This is a genomic window from Pseudomonas sp. SIMBA_068 (assembly GCF_046534705.1).
GTDB classification, from domain to species: domain Bacteria; phylum Pseudomonadota; class Gammaproteobacteria; order Pseudomonadales; family Pseudomonadaceae; genus Aquipseudomonas; species Aquipseudomonas putida.
In genome coordinates, this window is the sequence record NZ_JAWRYI010000006.1 from 214663 (window position 1) to 232521 (window position 17859).

The 17859-nt window shown below is 63.3% G+C and carries 11 protein-coding genes; 5 read left to right on the forward strand and 6 right to left on the reverse strand.

Going from position 1 to position 17859, the window contains the following annotated elements:
• Positions 1-226: 226 nt before the first annotated feature.
• Complete coding sequence (locus SB756_RS16270; RefSeq protein ID WP_341797352.1) at positions 227-1114, reverse strand: acyltransferase; 888 nt, start codon at positions 1112-1114, stop codon at positions 227-229.
• 182 nt (positions 1115-1296) lie between these two features.
• Between SB756_RS16270 and SB756_RS16275 the strand changes: the two genes are divergently transcribed.
• From SB756_RS16275 to creD, 4 genes are all read left to right on the forward strand, one after another.
• Positions 1297-1797 (forward strand): ATP-dependent zinc protease, encoded by a 501-nt coding sequence (locus SB756_RS16275; protein ID WP_341797353.1) that lies wholly within the window; start codon positions 1297-1299, stop codon positions 1795-1797.
• 92 nt (positions 1798-1889) lie between these two features.
• Positions 1890-2570, forward strand: a complete 681-nt coding sequence (gene creB / locus SB756_RS16280) for a two-component system response regulator CreB (RefSeq protein ID WP_341797354.1) — start codon at positions 1890-1892, stop codon at positions 2568-2570.
• Complete coding sequence (creC, locus tag SB756_RS16285; protein ID WP_410911132.1) at positions 2570-4006, forward strand: two-component system sensor histidine kinase CreC; 1437 nt, start codon at positions 2570-2572, stop codon at positions 4004-4006. The genes creB and creC overlap by 1 nt, the downstream gene beginning before the upstream one ends.
• Before the next feature lie 188 nt (positions 4007-4194).
• A complete protein-coding gene (gene creD / locus SB756_RS16290) occupies positions 4195-5523 on the forward strand; it encodes a cell envelope integrity protein CreD (protein ID WP_410911133.1) in 1329 nt (442 codons plus the stop codon).
• A gap of 148 nt (positions 5524-5671) precedes the next feature.
• Here creD and SB756_RS16295 read toward each other — a convergent pair whose 3' ends face one another.
• The 5 genes from SB756_RS16295 to aceE all read right to left on the reverse strand — a co-directional run bounded on the left by SB756_RS16295 (position 5672) and on the right by aceE (position 14418).
• Positions 5672-6295 carry a glutathione S-transferase gene (locus tag SB756_RS16295; protein WP_041167498.1) on the reverse strand — a complete coding sequence of 208 codons (624 nt, stop codon included), beginning with the start codon at positions 6293-6295 and terminating at the stop codon, positions 5672-5674.
• A 3-nt stretch (positions 6296-6298) separates the two neighbouring features.
• A complete protein-coding gene (gene msrA / locus SB756_RS16300; protein ID WP_410911134.1) occupies positions 6299-6967 on the reverse strand; it encodes a peptide-methionine (S)-S-oxide reductase MsrA in 669 nt (222 codons plus the stop codon).
• Positions 6968-7118: 151 nt separating this feature from the next.
• The gene (locus SB756_RS16305; RefSeq protein ID WP_016497643.1) at positions 7119-9806 is read right to left on the reverse strand and encodes a putative bifunctional diguanylate cyclase/phosphodiesterase; all 2688 of its coding nucleotides are present in this window, start codon (positions 9804-9806) and stop codon (positions 7119-7121) included.
• 315 nt (positions 9807-10121) lie between these two features.
• Positions 10122-11759, reverse strand: coding sequence for a dihydrolipoyllysine-residue acetyltransferase (gene aceF / locus SB756_RS16310; protein WP_016497644.1), 1638 nt, complete (start codon positions 11757-11759; stop codon positions 10122-10124).
• 13 nt (positions 11760-11772) lie between these two features.
• A complete protein-coding gene (gene aceE, locus SB756_RS16315) occupies positions 11773-14418 on the reverse strand; it encodes a pyruvate dehydrogenase (acetyl-transferring), homodimeric type (protein WP_019470533.1) in 2646 nt (881 codons plus the stop codon).
• 383 nt (positions 14419-14801) lie between these two features.
• Between aceE and glnE the strand changes: the two genes are divergently transcribed.
• Entirely contained in the window at positions 14802-17735 is a 2934-nt protein-coding gene (glnE, locus tag SB756_RS16320; protein ID WP_410911135.1) for a bifunctional [glutamate--ammonia ligase]-adenylyl-L-tyrosine phosphorylase/[glutamate--ammonia-ligase] adenylyltransferase, read from the forward strand.
• Positions 17736-17859: the final 124 nt, after the last annotated feature.

Here is a 17859-nt window from a genome sequence, read left to right on the forward strand (position 1 = left end):
CGATCCAGGCTTTTTGTAATTGTGCTTTGATCGATTTTTATCCACTTAGGTGGGGTGTGACAAAGAAGTAATCCTTATGTCGATTATTAGCCTGGGTTTTAATCGGGCTTTGCAGTGGGTTCACCGGCCCTATCGCCGGCAAGCCAGGTCCCACAGAATGCCCGCATTGGCCAATGCTGTGCAGTCCCTGTGGGCGCTGGCTTGCCGGCGATAGGGCCAGTCCAGATCAGCCCAGCTCTCCCCGCAGCGCCTCGATCCGCTGGTCCTTCGCCGCCCACAGCTGGTTCACCCAGGCCTGTACGGTCTGCCGGAACTCGGGGTCATTCTCGTAATCGCCCGCCCACAATGCCGGGTCCAGCTCTCGCACTTGAATGTCGATAATCACCCGGCTAATGCTGCCATTGAGCAACGCCCAGAACCCCGGTGCCTGGTTGCCGGGGTACACGATGGTCACATCCAGCAGGGCATCCAGTTGCTCGCCCAATGCCGCGAGCACAAACGCCACACCACCCGCCTTGGGCTTGAGCAGGTAGCGATACGGCGACTGCTGTTCCTGGCGCTTGGTTTCGGTAAACCGGGTGCCCTCCAGGTAGTTCACCACGGTCACTGGCTGACGCTTGAACAGCTCGCAGGCCGCCTTGGTGATCTCCAGGTCCTTGCCCTTGAGCTCGGGGTGCTTTTCCAGAAACGCCTTGCTGTAGCGCTTCATGAACGGGTAATCCAGCCCCCACCAGGCAAGGCCCAGCAGCGGAACCCAGATCAATTCCTTCTTGAGGAAGAACTTGAAGAACGGCGTGCGGCGGTTGAGGCTTTCGATCAACGCCGGGATATCGACCCAGGTCTGGTGGTTGCTTACCGCAAGATAGGAGGTGTCCTTACGCAGGTTCTCTACGCCGCGGATGTCCCAGTTTGTAGGAATGCACAGGGCGAAGATGGCCTTGTCGATTTCCGACCAGGTTTCGGCCACCCACATCACTGCCCACGAGGCATAGTCGCGGCCACGGCCCGGCAGCACCAGCTTGAGCAGGGCAAAGACCAGCAGCGGGCAGATCAACACAACTGTATTGAGCAGCAGCAGAGTGGTAGTAAGAATGCCGGTCAGCAGGCGACGCATAAAGAGACTCTTGTTGTGGGAAATAAACGGCTGGCAATGATAAGCAGGGCAGTGGCCTACGCCAAATGTCCAATGCCCTGCGGCGGCAACAAATGTTTCACATTATGTTGATTAGGCTTGGGACAGCGAACCTATCCTGCCAGTGCAGTCTAAGCACTGACCCTTCTCAAGGAAGCCTGCTTGTGAAATCTCTGTTAGCCATGTTGTCACTGTTGGCGCTGCCAGTAATGGCCGCCGAACCTACGATCTACGGCCGGTACGAGAACATCGCCCTGCCCGAGCTGGGCGAAACCCTGAAGGCCAAGATGGACACCGGTGCCTTCACCGCGTCGCTGTCGGCCAAGGACATTGAGCTGTTCAACCGCGATGGCGACGAGTGGGTACGTTTCCGCTTGGCGACCAAGGACTCGGACGGCAAGGTGTACGAGCACAAGGTCTCGCGCATCAGCAAGATCAAGGGCCGTGCCGATGAAGAGGAAGAGGGCGATGCGCCGGAAATTTCCAAGCGCCCGGTGGTGGACCTGGAGCTGTGCCTGGGTGACGTGAAGCGCACCGTGGAAGTGAACTTGGTGGACCGCAGCAGCTTCAACTACCCGCTGCTGGTGGGGTCCAAAGCGCTGCGTGAGTTCAAGGCCGCGGTCAACCCGGCCAAGAAGTTTACCGCTGGCAAGCCTGACTGCTAAGCAGTAGCTGCAAGCTGCAAGTGAGAACAGATCAGTGTAAGTTCACGTGATCCGCTTTTACTTGAAGCTTGCAGCTTGAGGCTTGTAGCTCGATGCCCCATATCCTCATCGTCGAAGACGAAGCCGCCATCGCCGACACCCTGGTCTACGCCCTGCAGGCCGACGGCCACAGTACCGAATGGGTGACCCTGGGCGGCGCTGCACTCGACCAGCAGCGCCAGCGCCCGGCCGACCTGATCATCCTCGACATCGGCCTGCCCGACATCAGTGGCTTCGAAACCTGCCGCCAATTGCGCCGTTTCACCGAGGTGCCAGTGATGTTCCTCAGCGCCCGTGACGGTGAAATCGACCGGGTGGTGGGCCTGGAAATTGGTGCCGACGACTACGTCGTTAAACCCTTCAGCCCGCGTGAAGTGGCTGCGCGGGTGCGCGCGATCCTCAAACGCATGGGCCCCAGGGCCGACCCGGCTATCGATGCGGCGTTGTTCCAGCTCGACACCCTGCGCATGCAGATCACCTATCGCGGCCAGCCACTCACGCTGACCCGCCACGAATTCCGCCTGCTGCAATCCCTGCTGGAGCAGCCGCAGCGGGTGTTCAGCCGAGAACAGCTGCTTGATGCCCTGGGGGTGGCCTCCGATGCAGGGTACGAGCGCACCATCGACAGCCATATCAAAAGCCTGCGCGCCAAGCTGCGCCAGGTCGCGGGTGACGCCGAGCCGATCCAGACCCACCGCGGCCTTGGCTACAGCTACAGCCCGGACCATGCCTGATGCGCCTGGGCATCCGGATCTTCCTGGTGTATTTCCTGTTCGTCGGCCTGGCGGGCTACTTTCTGCTCAACACGGTGCGTGAACAGATCCGCCCGGTGGTACGCCAGTCTTCCGAAGAAACACTGGTCGACACCGCCAACCTGCTGGCCGAGATCCTGCGCGATGACGTCAAGGCCGGCACCTTGAGCCAGAGCCGCCTGCCGCAAGTACTCAGGGCCTACGGCTCGCGCAGCCCGGGCGCGCAGATCTGGGGCCTGGCCAAGAACCAGGTCAGCCACCGCATCTATGTGACTGACGCCAAGGGCATCGTGCTGCTGGACTCCAGCGGTGAGGCGCTGGGCAAGGATTACTCGCGGTGGAATGACGTGCTGCTTACCCTGCGTGGCCAGTACGGCGCCCGCTCCACCCGCAGCGACCCCAATGATGAAAGCACCTCGGTGATGCACGTTGGCGCACCGATCATCGACGACGGCAAGGTCATCGGCGTGGTCACCGTGGCCAAACCCAACAGCTCGCTGCAGCCGTACATCGACCGTTCCGAGCGGCGCCTGCTCACGCTGGGCCTGGGGCTGATCGGCCTCGGCTTGCTGATCGGTGCGGCGTTATCCTGGTGGCTGGCGCGCTCGCTGCGCCGGCTGGCGCGTTATGCCCAGGCGGTCAGTGAGGGTGAGCGGACTGCGTTGCCGCACTACAAGGGCGGCGAGCTGGCGCACCTGGCCCAGGCGGTGGAACGCATGCGCACCCAGCTGGAGGGCAAGGCTTATGTAGAGCGCTATGTGCATACCCTGACGCACGAACTGAAAAGCCCGCTGGCGGCCATTCGTGGGGCTTGCGAGCTGCTGCAGGACGAGGGCATGCCCGCCGACCAGCGCACGCGCTTTGCCGGCAATATCGAGCGCGAGAGCGAGCGCTTGCAGCAGATGGTCGAGCGCCTGCTCAACCTGGCCAGGGTCGAGCAGATGCAGGCCCTGGAGGATGAACAGCAGGTGGCGCTGGCGGCACTGGTGGACGAGTTGCTGTTGGCTCACGGGGCGCGAATCGAAGGCGCCGGTTTGCACGTGCGTCAGCGGGTGCCGGCTGGCTTGCGCTTGCTGTGTGATCCGTTCCTGATGCGCCAGGCGCTGGCCAACCTGCTGGATAACGCACTGGATTTCACCCCCGCAGGTGGCGCACTGCTGTTTGACCTGGAGCGCGACGGCGATCGGGTGGCATTGAGCCTGTTCAACCAGGGGCAGGCGATACCGGCGTATGCCATCGGGCGGGTCAGCGAGCGCTTCTACTCGCTGCCGCGGCCAGGGAGCGGGCGCAAGAGCACCGGGCTGGGGCTGAATTTTGTGGCCGAGGTAATGCAACTGCATGGCGGGGCGTTGGCGGTGGATAACGTCGATGGCGGGGTGCGGGTGCGGTTGTGGTTGCCGGTGCGGCGTATCAGCTGAGATAGCCGGGGCTGCTTTGCAGCCCATCGCCGGCAAGCCAGCTCCCACAGGTACTGGGCCTTGCGCTGGACCTGTGGGAGCTGGGTTGTCGGCAATTTGGCCCTTGAAAGTACACACGATCTCCACACAAGCTCCCCAAAGCCTCCACGCAAGGCGCAGACACTGCGCCCACTGCCAAAGGAGGCCCCATGACCAAGACCCTCGGTTACAAACTCGGCATGATCGCCGTGCTCATGTTGCTGCTGCTCATCCCGCTGCTGCTGATCAACGGCCTGATCGATGAACGCCAGGCCCTGCGCGACAACGTGCTGCGCGACATCGCCCAAAGTGCCAGCTTCGACCAACAGCTCAGCGGCCCGCTGCTGGTGGTGCCGTACCGCAAGTACCAGCGCCGCTGGATCGAAAAGGACGGCGAGCGCACCCAGGAAACCAGCACCATCGCCGGCCACTTGTACTTCCTGCCGGACACCTTCGCCGCCGACCTGGGCGTGGACACCGAACTGCGTGCCCGCGGCATCTATCAGGCCCGGCTGTTCCACGCCAAGGGGCGTATCAGCGGCCGCTTCAAGCTCCCGGAGCGTTGGGGCATCGACAAAGACTTCGACGACTACCGCTTCGACAAACCCTTCCTGGTGGTGGGCATCAGCGATATCCGCGGCATCGAGAATGGCCTGGAACTGAGCCTGGACGAACAGAAGGTGCCGTTCGAGGCCGGCACCCAGCTCGACTGGATGCGCGGTGGCGTGCATGCCAGCCTGCCGGGTTTGGACGGTATGCAGGCACGGGAATTCAGCTACGGCTTCGACCTTGCTTTGCAAGGCACCGGCCAGTTGCACATCGTGCCGGTGGGCCGCACCAGCAGCGTTGACATGCGTGCCAACTGGCCGCATCCGAGCTTTGTCGGCAGCTATCTGCCCAACCGCCGCGACATCGATGCGCAAGGCTTCAGCGCCCACTGGCAGACGTCGTTCTTCGCCACCAACCTTGAAGATGCCCTGCGCCAATGCGCCACTGCCGGCCAGTGCGAAGACTTCAGCGAGCGTAGCTTCGGCGTGAGCTTTGTCGACCCGGTGGACCAGTACCTGAAGAGTGAGCGGGCGATCAAGTACGCGTTGCTGTTCATCGCGCTGACCTTTGCTGGCTTCTTCCTGTTCGAAGTGTTGAAAAACCTGAGCGTGCACCCGGTGCAGTACATCCTGGTGGGTGTGGCGCTGGCGTTCTTCTACCTGCTGCTGTTGTCATTGTCCGAGCACATAGGCTTTGGCCTGGCGTACGGGCTGTCGGCTTCGGCGTGTGTGCTGCTGATCGGCTTCTACCTCAGCCATGTGTTGCGCAGCCTGGGACGAGGGATCGGGTTTGCGGCGGGGCTGGCGGCGCTGTATGCGCTGCTGTACGGGCTGCTGAGTGCCGAAGACTATGCGCTGCTGATGGGGTCGCTGCTGTGCTTTGGCTTGCTGGGGGTGTTCATGGTGCTGACCCGGCGGCTGGACTGGGCGCGGGTGGGGAGGTCGGCATGAGGGAGGATAGAGAGATCGGGCGGTGGTTGGCCTTCAGGATCGGGCTGTTGTTTCCTGTGACAGCCAAGTGAGGCATTCGCAGCGCAAGGCTGCTCCTACAGGCGGTCGCATCCCCTGTAGGAGCAGCCTTGTGCTGCGAATGTCCCTGTCAGGCTGTCGGCGCTGTGGCGACCATCGACGGCCGCTTGGCCACCTCGGCATACCATGCCGCCAGGCCTGGTTGGCGTTCACGCCAGCCAAACTCCGGCTGACGCAAATCCAGATACCCCAGCGCACAGGCCACGCCAATCGCCGCCAGGTCGAACCCGGACACCAGCTCGGGCAGGTGCTCCTGCTCCAGGTTGGCCAGGCTACGGCGGATCTTGTCGCCCTGCGCCTGCAACCAGCCGTCCCAGCGTTTGTCTTCTGGGCGCAGGAAGCTTTCATAGCGCGACGACACTGCTGCGTCCATGATCGCATCGGCCTGCGACACCAGGGTCAGGCGCCGCCAGCGCGCCGAGCCTTCGCGGGGCAGCAATGGCAGGCCGACATGTTGCAGATCGAGGTATTCGCAGATCACCCGGCTGTCATGCAGCACGGTGCCGTCGTCCAGGCGCAGGGCCGGGATCTTGCCGATCGGGTTGTCGTGGTTGAGCTGCGGGTCGCCGCTGACCGGGCTGATGTTGACCGGTTGCAGCGTCACGCGCTCAAGCTGGGCGGTCTCGTGCAGCACCACCATGACCTTGCGCACGAAAGGCGACAATGGCGAGTGGAACAGGGTCATCGTGGCCATGGTTCAGTTGCCCTGCAGGCTGGGTGGCAGGCATACACCGGTGCCGCCGATGCCGCAGTAGCCGTCCGGGTTCTTGGCCAGGTACTGCTGGTGGTAGGCCTCGGCAAAGTACACGGTCGGTGCCTGGTCGATTTCGGTGGTGATCTCACCGAAGCCGGCCTTGGTCAGTTCGGCCTGGAAGGCGTCGCGGCTGGCCTTGGCCTGTTCCAGCTGTTCAGGGCTGGTGCAGTAGATGGCCGAGCGGTACTGGGTGCCGACGTCGTTGCCCTGGCGCATGCCTTGGGTCGGGTTGTGCAGTTCCCAGAACATCGCCAGCAGCTCGCGGTAGCTGACCTTGTCTTTGTCGAACACCACCAGCACCACTTCAGTGTGGCCGGTCAGGCCCGAGCAGACTTCTTCGTAGGTCGGGTTCGGGGTGTAACCGCCGGCGTAGCCGACCACGGTGCTGACCACACCTTCACGCTGCCAGAAGCGCCGCTCCGCCCCCCAGAAGCAACCCAGGCCGAAGATGGCGAAGTCGATGGCGCCCTCAAAGAAGGGGCCGAGCAGCGGGGTGCCTTCGAACACGTAGTGGAACTCGGGCAGGCTCATTGGCGTTTCGCGGCCAGGCAGGGCCTGTTCCGCAGTTGGCATGACGTTTTTGTTCACCAGGATTTCCGAACGCAGGACCATGGCCGTTCCTCTGTGTTAATTCAGTGGGATAGGTGTTGGGGCATTCGCAGCACAAGGCTGCTCCTACAGGGGACGCGCTTTTCTGTAGGAGCAGCCTTGCGCTGCGAAAGGGCCCGAATGACCTCTATAGTGCCCGAGGTTTGAGCTGCTGTCAGGCCACCGGGCCACGTGGATAACGCTTCAGCCGCTCGGCCAGCTCGCGCCCCGGAATCGGCCGGTCGAACAGGTAGCCCTGGCCCACGTCGCAGCGGTGCCGGCGCAGGAACGCCAGCTGCTCCGGCGTCTCTATACCTTCGGCCACCACCTTCAGCTTGAGGTTATGGGCCATGGCCACCACCGCCGAGGTGATTTCCATGTCGTCCTGGTTATCCGGGATTTCGTTGATGAAGCTGCGGTCGATCTTGAGGATGTCGATCGGAAACTTCTTCAGGTAGCTCAGCGACGAATAGCCGGTGCCGAAGTCGTCCATGGCCAGGGTCAGGCCCAGGGCCTTCAGTTCGTCCAGCTGGCGGTGGGTGTCTTCGCTGGCTTCCAGCAGCAGGCCTTCGGTCAGCTCCAGCTCAAGCAAGTGCGGGGGCAGGGCTTCTTCGTTGAGGATGGTGCTGATGGACGCCACCAGGTCCGGGTCGGAGAACTGCTTGGGCGACAGGTTGATGGCCACGTGCAGGTTGCCCAGCCCGGCCTCGCGCAGTTGCTTGCTCATGCGGCACGACTGGCGTACCACCCACTTGCCGATGGGTATGATCAGGCCGGTTTCTTCTGCCACGCTGATGAACTGGTCCGGGCGGATCATGCCGCGCTCGGGGTGGTTCCAGCGCAGCAATGCCTCCAGCCCCAGCAGGCGGCCGCTGCGCAGGCAGATCTTGGGCTGGTAGAACACCTCCAGCTCGTTCTGGGTCAGGGCGCGGCGCAGGTTGTTCTCGACGAACAGCTTGTAGCTGGCCTCGGCGTTCAGCACCTCGGTAAACACCTGTACCTGGTGCTTGCCGTTGGCCTTGGCCTTGTGCAGCGCAAGGCCGGCGTTTTTCATCAGGCTGGCGGGGTCGACGCCGTGCAGTGGTGCACAAGCCAGGCCTACCGAGGCGGTGACGTTGATCAGCTGGTTGTCGACGAACATCGGCTTGTCGAGTGTGCTCAGCAACTGCAGCGCAACGCCCTGGCCATCTTCCAGGCTGGTGTCATCGAGCAGCACGGCGAACTCGTTACTGGCAAAGCGCGCCAGGATGCCACCGCTGTGCAGGCTGTTGCGCAGGCGCCGGGCCAGGCTGATCAGCAGCTTGTCGCCGGTCTGATGGCCGAGGCTGTCGTTGATGCGCTTGAAGTTGTCGATGTCCACCAGCAGCAGGCACATCGCGCTTTCGCCATCGCGGACGAAGCGCTCGTCCAGGCTGCGGATGAACGCCGGGCGGTTGCCCAGGTTGGTCAGGTTGTCGGTGTAGGCCAGGCGCTCGATGCGCTGCTGGGCCAGCTTGGTCTGGGTGACGTCTTCGTAGATGCCGATGTAATGGGTCAGCTCACGGTTGTCGCCGTACACCTTGGAAATCGACAACTGGCCCCAGTAGGGCTCCAGGTTTTTACGCCGGCTCTTGAATTCACCCTGCCAGCTATTGCCCATGGCCAGGCTGGAGGGCGAGTCGAACAGCAGTTCGCTCAGGTTTTCCAGTGCAGGCAGCTCGCCCAACTGGCGGCCTTGCACTTCGTCGGTGCTGTACTGGGTGATGGCGGTGAAGCTTGGGTTGACGTACTCCACCCGGCCATCGCGGTTGACCAGCAGGAAGGCGCTGGCGCTTTGCTCCACCGCACGCTGGAACAGGTGCAGTGCGCTGGCCGCCGCGCGCCGGTTGTGGTTGGTGATGACCTGGGCGAACTGGTCGGCCAGCTCGCCGGCAAAGGCTATCTCGTCCGATTGCCAGGCCCGTGGCTGGCCGCTCTGCTCCAGGCACAACACGCCGACCACCTGGCCATCGACGCGGATACTGGCATCGAGCATGGCCTTGTTTTCCGGGCGCAGGCTTTGCGTGAGGGCGCGGGTGCGCGGGTCGTGGCCGGCGTTGTGGGCGTCGATGGCGCGGCTGGCGTGCAGTGCTTCAAGGTAGTCGGGGAAGCGGCTTGCATCGATGGCCTCGGGCTGGCGATGCTCCTGCGCGTCGCGGTACCAGGCGGTGATCGGTTCCAGGCGCTGGTCGTCCAGGTGCCAGATGCTGGCGCTGTCGACCTTGTAAATTTCGCAGGCGCTTTGGGTGATCAGCTGGGCGGCTTCCAGCAGGGAGTTCTCGGCGCTGTAGCGCTGGCGTGCCAGGCGCAGGATCAGGTCTTGCTGGCCGCGTACCCGCTCCAGGTGTTCCAGTTGTTCCTGCTGGGCACGCTGGTTCAGTTGCAGGGCCAGTTGCAGGCGGTTGTTGCGCGACTCCAGGTCGCTGGCACTCTCGCCTGCGTCGTCGGGCTGGTCGTCGAGCACGCTCAGGTAACCGCGCAACAGCTGGCGGTTGTGCTGCTTGTAGGCTTCACCGGTTTCCAGCAGGCGCAGCGAGGTGGTTGGCGTGTGCAGGGAGTAGCGCACGCGGTAGTAGCCGCGCTGGGCCAGTTGCAGCTGGATCTCGTCGTGCAGCCGGTAGCGGGCCTCGGGCTCCATCAGGCTGGCGTAGGGCGCGTCCACCAGGGCACACAGGTCGGCGGCGTGCAGGCCAAACTGGCGCTCGCAGGCCGGGTCAAGGTAGAGCATGGACCAGGTGGCTTCGTTGAGCCTTTCGAAACGCAGCATACCGAGCCGCGAGGGCACGGGTAACGGCGTGACGACCTCGGCCGCCACACGGCTGGCGGCATCGGGTTGGCTTTTCATCGAAGACTCGCTTGAACAGGGAGCGCGGCCTTGGAGCGGCGGCGGATTCGGCAAGGTTGCATCATGTCCCGAGGGCTGGCAAGCGGCCATGCTTGATGCTGTGGACAGGTTATCGGCGGGTGGGGCGGAAAACTTAGATCGCGTTGGGATTTTTGCCGCCTGGGAGATCGAGCGCCGCGCGGGCGGCGGTCGATCTCCCAGGCGGCAAAACCCTATCGGCGGACAAAAAAAGCCCCGCCAATTGGCGGGGTTGAGGTACGAGCGTGGCAGCTCGAAAAGGGTACTGCCCCTCGCAAGGAGGGGCAGCGGGCTGCCTTACAGCAGCATGGTACGGATATCGCCCAGCACGTCGCCCAGGCGCTTGGTGAAGCGCGCGGCGGCAGCGCCGTTGATCACACGGTGATCGTAGGACAGCGACAGCGGCAGCATCAGCTTCGGCTGGAAGGCCTTGCCATCCCACACTGGCTGCATGGTCGCCTTCGAGACGCCCAGGATAGCCACTTCCGGCGCGTTGACGATCGGCGTGAAGCCGGTGCCGCCAATGTGACCGAGGCTGGAGATGGTGAAGCAGGCACCTTGCATGTCGTCGGCCGACAGCTTTTTGGTACGCGCCTTCTCGGCCAGTGCAGCGGCTTCGGCAGCCAGTTGCAGCAGGCTCTTCTGGTCGACGTTCTTGATCACAGGGACCAGCAGGCCGTCCGGGGTGTCCACGGCGAAGCCGATGTGCACGTACTTCTTGCGGATGATGGCCTTGCCGCTTGGCGCCAGTGAGCTGTTGAAGTCCGGCAGTTCCTTGAGCAGGAAGGCGCAGGCCTTGAGCAGCAATGGCAGCACGGTCAGTTTCACGCCAGCTTTTTCGGCCACGGCCTTCTGCGCAACGCGGAAGGCTTCCAGCTCGGTGATGTCGGCGGAGTCGAACTGGGTCACGTGCGGCACGTTCAGCCAGCTGCGGTGCAGGTTGGCGGCACCGACCTGCATCAGGCGGGTCAGGGCCACTTCTTCCACTTCACCGAACTTGCTGAAGTCCACCACCGGGATCGGCGGGATGCCAGCGCCACCGGTTGCACCGGCGGCTGCCGGGGCTTCCTTGGCCTTTTGCATCATCGCCTTGACGTAAACCTGCACGTCTTCCTTCAGGATACGGCCGTGCGGGCCGGTGGCAGCCACTGCGCCCAGCTCGACACCGAATTCACGGGCCAGCTGACGAACAGCCGGGCCTGCGTGAACCTTGGCATTGTTGCCAGCAGCCGGTGCGGTAGCAGCCGGTGCAGGGGCAGCAGCAGGGGCAGCAGCGGCAGGCGCGGCGGCCGGAGCAGCCTCAGCCTTGGCTGGCGCCGGTGCAGCAGCAGGTGCTGGCGCAGCAGCCGGGGCAGCGCCCGCGACTTTCAGCTTGAAGATCAGGTCGCCAGTGCCGACTTCGTCTTCCAGCTTGCACAGTACTTCTTCGACAACGCCGGCAGCCGGCGACGGGATTTCCATGGAGGCCTTGTCGGACTCCAGGGTAATCAGCGACTGGTCGGCTTCGACGGTGTCGCCGACCTTGACCAGCACTTCGATGATCTTGGCCTTGCCCGACGAGCCGATGTCCGGCACGTGGATGTCCTGCACGCTGGCAGCAGCCGGGGCTGCGGCAGGAGCAGGGGCGGCTTCGGCGGCAGGCGCTGGAGCAGCAGCCGGGGCAGCGGCCGCGGCCGGAGCCTCAGGCGCCGCAGCAGCGGCACCTTCGACTTCCAGCACCAGCAGCTCGTCGCCTTCTTTCAGGCGATCGCCCAGCTTGACCTTGAGTTCCTTGACGATACCGGCCTTCGGGGCCGGGATCTCCATGGAGGCCTTGTCGGACTCCAGGGTCAGCAGGCTCTGGTCAGCCTCGATACGGTCACCGACCTTGACGAACAGCTCGATGATTTCACCTTCACCGCTGCCGATGTCAGGTACGCGAATGAGTTCGCTCACTTAAAAATACTCCTCAGCAGTCCAGTGGGTTGCGCTTGTCCGGGTCGATGCCGAACTTGACGATGGCGTCAGCCACAACCTTGGGTTCGATCTCGCCACGGTCAGCCAGGGCTTCCAGGGCAGCCAGTACCACGAAGTGGCGGTCGACTTCAAAGAAGTGACGCAGCTTCTTGCGGCTGTCGCTGCGACCGTAACCGTCGGTACCCAGGACTTTGAACTCTTTGCTCGGCACCCACTGGCGAATCTGCTCGGCGAACAGCTTCATGTAGTCGGTAGAGGCGATGACCGGGCCTTTGCGGCCGTTCAGGCACTGCTCGACGTAGGTCTGCTGTGGCTTCTGGCCAGGCTTCAGGCGGTTGGCGCGCTCTACGGCCAGGCCGTCGCGACGCAGTTCGTTGAAGCTGGTGACGCTCCATACGTCGGCACCGACGTTGAACTCTTCACGCAGGATCTTCGCCGCTTCGCGGACTTCGCGCAGGATGGTGCCGGAGCCCATCAGCTGTACGTGGTGCGCGGCTTCGCGGGTGTCTTCTTCCAGCAGGTACATGCCCTTGATGATGCCTTCCTCGACACCGGCCGGCATGGCAGGCTGCTGGTAGGATTCGTTCATCACGGTGATGTAGTAGAAGATGTCCTGTTGCTCTTCGGTCATCTTCTTCATGCCGTCCTGGATGATCACCGCCAGCTCGTAGCCGTAGGTTGGATCGTAGGTGCGGCAGTTCGGGATGGTACCCGCCATCATGTGGCTGTGACCGTCTTCGTGCTGCAGACCTTCACCGTTCAGGGTGGTGCGGCCGGCGGTACCGCCGATCAGGAAGCCACGGGTGCGGCTGTCGCCAGCGGCCCAGGCCAGGTCGCCAATGCGCTGGAAGCCGAACATCGAGTAGAAGATGTAGAACGGCAGCATCGGCTGGTTGTGGCAGCTGTACGAAGTACCGGCAGCGATGAACGACGACATGGCGCCGGCTTCGTTGATGCCTTCCTCGAGAATCTGGCCCTTCTTGTCTTCGCGGTAGAACATCACCTGGTCTTTATCGACTGGCTCGTAGAGCTGGCCGACCGACGAGTAGATGCCCAGCTGGCGGAACATGCCTTCCATACCGAAGGTACGGGCTTCGTCCGGGATGATCGGCACGATGCGCTGGCCGATTTCCTTGTCCTTGACCAGCTGCGCCAGAATACGCACGAAGGCCATGGTGGTGGAGATTTCGCGGTCGCCCGAGCCGTCCAGGATCGCTTTCAGCGTTTCCAGGGATGGGGTCGGTACGCTGAAGCTCTTGGCACGGCGCTGTGGTACGAAGCCGCCCAGGGCAGCGCGACGCTCGGCCAGGTACTTGGCTTCGGCAGAACCTTCTTCCGGCTTGAAGAACGGCAGGTTCTCCAGGTCGGCATCCTTGACCGGGATGTCGAAGCGGTCACGGAAGTGACGCAGGCTGTCGACGTCGACCTTCTTGGTGTTGTGCGCGGTGTTCTTGGCTTCGCCAGCACCGGTGCCGTAACCCTTGATGGTCTTGGCCAGGATGACGGTCGGCTGCTCTTTGTGGTTCACAGCCTGGTGGTACGCCGCGTAGACCTTGTACGGGTCGTGGCCGCCACGGTTGAGCTTCCAGATCTCGTCGTCGGACAGGTCTTCGACCATGGCCTTGAGTTCTGGCGTGTTGAAGAAGTTCTCACGAACGTACGCGCCGTCTTTGGCTTTGTAGTTCTGGTACTCGCCGTCGATGACTTCGTCCATGCGGCGCTGCAGGGCACCGTTGGTGTCCTTGGCCAGCAGTGGGTCCCAGAAACGGCCCCAGACCACTTTGTTGACGTTCCAGCCACCGCCACGGAACACGCCTTCGAGTTCCTGGATGATCTTGCCGTTGCCGCGAACCGGGCCGTCGAGGCGCTGCAGGTTGCAGTTGATGACGAAGATCAGGTTGTCCAGCTTCTCGCGGCCGGCCAGGGCGATTGCGCCCAGGGATTCCGGCTCGTCGCACTCGCCGTCGCCCATGAAGCACCAGACCTTCTGCTTGCCGGCCGGGATGAAGCCACGGGCTTCCAGGTACTTCATGAAGCGCGCCTGGTAGATGGCCTGGATCGGGCCCAGACCCATCGATACGGTCGGGAACTGCCAGAAGTCAGGCATCAGCCATGGGTGCGGGTACGAAGACAGGCCGTTGCCGTCCACTTCCTGACGGAAGTTGTTCATCTGGTCTTCGTTGATGCGGCCTTCCATGAAGGCGCGGGCGTAGACGCCTGGCGAAGCGTGGCCCTGGAAGAAGATCAGGTCGCCGCCGTGTTCTTCGGTTGGGGCCTGGAAGAAGTAGTTGAAGCCGATGTCGTACAGGGTGGCGCTGGAGGCGAAGCTGGAGATGTGTCCGCCCAGGTCCGAGTCTTTCAGGTTGGTGCGCATGACCATGGCCAAGGCGTTCCAACGCACCATCGAGCGAATGCGGCGTTCCATGAACAGGTCGCCAGGCATGCGTGCTTCGTGGGTGACAGGGATGGTGTTGCGGTATGGCGTGGTGATCGCATACGGCAGCTGGGAGCCACTGCGGGTGGCCAGCTCGCCCATACGGGTCATCAGGTAATGAGCGCGGTCTTCGCCTTCTTTGTCGAGGACCGACTCCAGGGCATCCAGCCATTCCTGGGTTTCGATTGGATCGAGGTCTTGCATGGCTTGCTCCAGGGCGGAAAGGCAACCAGAATCGATTGCCTGAAGTTGCGACTGGCCTTATGGGCAGACGTCGTGAATTCTTGGATTACCGGGGTGTCTTCCGGCGCCGTGTAGTTTTACTACATTTGCTTGCGCATTTCATGCTTTTACACGACATGAGTAGTAGTAAAACTACATTTCTGCGACGTTTGGTCGCACCTTGGCTTGTGAGGAAAAACGTTCATGGTGGTTGGCATTGTGACGCGAACGGGTGCTTCTTGATGTTTGTTGCCAAGTTTTCGTTTTTTTCAGCTATTTCCAACTTTTGTACGACAGTCCAACCGTGGTCCGGCTTCCCCTTGGCCGCTTTTTCCCTTCTATTTCACGCCGATCAAGGATAGACCATGCGCCTGCCTTTGCCGTCCGATCTACCCGCCACCCTCCAGCCATTGCTGGCCCGCAACCGGCAATTCCTCAGTGATGCAGTGGCCGCTCACGCCGACCTCGACCTGAATGCCTGGATCCCGGTGCACCGGCAACAATTCGACCAGGTTGCCGCCGCCAGCGACTTTGTTCTGGGCCTGGCCCAGCGCGAGCCGGCCATGCTGTTCGAGCTGCTGGCCAGTGGCGAGCTGGAGCGGCGTTATGCGCCGGGTGAGCTGCGTGGGCAAATCGCGGCGGCCGCCCAGGCTGCGCAGAGCGACGACGAGCTGGCGCGCAACCTGCGCCGCGCGCGCAACCGCCAGCAACTGCGCATCATCTGGCGCGACATCACCCGCCAGGCAGAGCTTGGCGAAACCTGCCGCGACCTGTCGGACCTTGCCGATGCCGCCATCGACGAAGCCTACCAATGGTTATACCCGCGCCATTGCCAGCAGTTCGGCACGCCCATCGGCAACCGCAGCGGCCAGCCGCAGCACATGGTGGTGCTGGGCATGGGCAAGCTGGGGGCGGTGGAGCTGAACCTGTCGTCGGACATCGACCTGATCTTCGGCTTCCCCGAAGGTGGCGAAACCGAAGGGGTGAAGCGCTCGCTGGAAAACCAGGAGTTCTTCACCCGGCTTGGCCAGCGGCTGATCAAGGCGCTGGACCCCGTGACCGTCGATGGCTTCGTGTTCCGCGTCGACATGCGCCTGCGCCCCTATGGCTCGGCCGGCGCACTGGTGCTCAGCTTCAATGCCCTGGAGCAGTATTACCAGGACCAGGGCCGCGACTGGGAACGCTACGCCATGATCAAGGCGCGGGTGGTGGCGGGCGACCAGGTGGCCGGGGCGCAGTTGCAGGAGGTGCTGCGGCCGTTCGTGTACCGCCGTTATCTGGACTTTTCCGCGATCGAAGCGCTGCGCACCATGAAGCAGCTGATCCAGCAGGAAGTGCGGCGCAAGGGCATGGCCGACAACATCAAGCTGGGTGCCGGTGGCATCCGCGAGGTGGAGTTTATCGCCCAGGCCTTCCAGCTGATCCACGGCGGGCGCGACCTCAGCCTGCAGCAGCGGCCGTTGCTCAAGGTGCTGGCCACCCTCGAGGGCCAGGGTTACCTGCCGCCGGCGGTGGTCGCCGAGCTGCGCGAGGGCTATGAGTTCCTGCGCTATACCGAGCACGCCATCCAGGCCATCGCCGACCGCCAGACGCAAATGCTGCCGGAAGGTGAGACCGACCAGGCGCGTGTGGCCTACATGCTCGGCTTTGCCGACTGGCAGAGCTTCCACGACCAGCTGATGTACTGGCGTGGCCGTATCGACTGGCACTTCCGCCAGGTGATCGCCGACCCGGATGACGAAGATGGCGAGGGCGAACTTGTGGTGGGCGGCGAATGGTCGCCGCTGTGGGAGCAGGCACAGGACGAGGAAGCCGCTGGCCGGCAGCTGGAGGAGGCCGGTTTCAAGCAGCCCGTCGAAGCCCTGCGGCGCTTGGCCGGGTTGCGCTCCAGCCCGCAGCTGCGCTCGATGCAGCGTATCGGCCGTGAGCGCCTGGATGCCTTCATCCCACGCCTGCTGGCCCAGGCGGTGGAGCATGACAACCCTGACCTGGTGCTTGAGCGCGTGTTGCCGCTGGTCGAGGCCGTGGCGCGGCGTTCTGCCTATCTGGTACTGCTGACCGAAAACCCCGGCGCCTTGCGCCGCCTGCTGACGTTGTGCGCCGCCAGCCCGTGGATTGCCGAGCAAATTGCGCTCTACCCGCTGCTGCTCGACGAACTGCTCAATGAAGGCCGCTTGTTCAGCCCGCCACTGGCCCCAGAGCTGGCCAGCGAGTTGCGCGAGCGCCTGACGCGCATCCCCGAGGACGACCTGGAGCAGCAGATGGAAGCGCTGCGCCACTTCAAGCTGGCGCACAGCCTGCGCGTGGCGGCTTCGGAAATCAGCGGCAACCTGCCGTTGATGAAGGTCAGCGACTACCTGACCTGGCTGGCCGAAGCCATCCTCGACCAGGTGTTGGCCCTGGCCTGGCGCCAGACCGTGGCCCGCCACGGCCAGCCCAGGCGCAGCGACGGCAGCCTGTGCGACCCAGGGTTCATCATCATTGGCTACGGCAAGGTCGGCGGCCTGGAGCTGGGCCATGGCTCGGACCTGGACCTGGTGTTCATCCACGACGGCGACCCGCACGCAGAAACCGACGGCAGCAAGCCCATCGACAGTGCGCAGTTCTTCACCCGCCTGGGCCAGCGCATCATTCACTTGCTGACCACCCAGACCAACTCGGGCCAGCTGTATGACGTGGACATGCGCCTGCGCCCGTCCGGTGCTTCCGGCCTGCTGGTCAGTTCGCTGGGCGCATTCGAGCGCTACCAGCAGAACGAAGCGTGGACCTGGGAGCACCAGGCGCTGGTGCGAGCCCGCGTGCTGGTGGGTTGCAAGCAGGTGGGCGCGGCGTTCGAAGGCGTGCGCGCCAAGGTGCTGGGCCAGGCGCGAGACCTGGAAAAACTGCGCACAGAAGTAAGTGAAATGCGCGCCAAGATGCGCGGCAACCTCGGTACCAAGGCCACGGCTGCCGGTACCGCGGCCAATGCCTTCGAGGCCGGTGTGCCGTTTGATATCAAGCAGGATGCCGGCGGTATCGTCGATATCGAATTTATGGTGCAATACGCCGCTTTGGCCTGGTCTCACGACCATCCGGCCATACTCCGATGGACCGATAACATCCGCATTCTGGAAGAGCTGGAGCAGGCGAACCTGATGCCGGCCAGTGACGCGGTGCTGTTGCGTGAAGTGTACAAGGCGTTCCGCTCGGCCTCGCACCGCCAGGCCCTGCAGAAGCAGGCCGGGGTGATCGATGCGACGCAATTTGCCGATGAACGCCGTGAAGTGCGGCGGATCTGGGGTGAATTGGGTTTGACTTGATATTGCTGGGGCCGCTTTGCGGCCCATTCGCAGCACAAGGCTGTTCCTACAGGGGAACGCGATTCCTTGTAGGAGCAGCCTTGTGCTGCGAATGGGCTGCAAAGCAGCCCTAAAGGCTCATGCC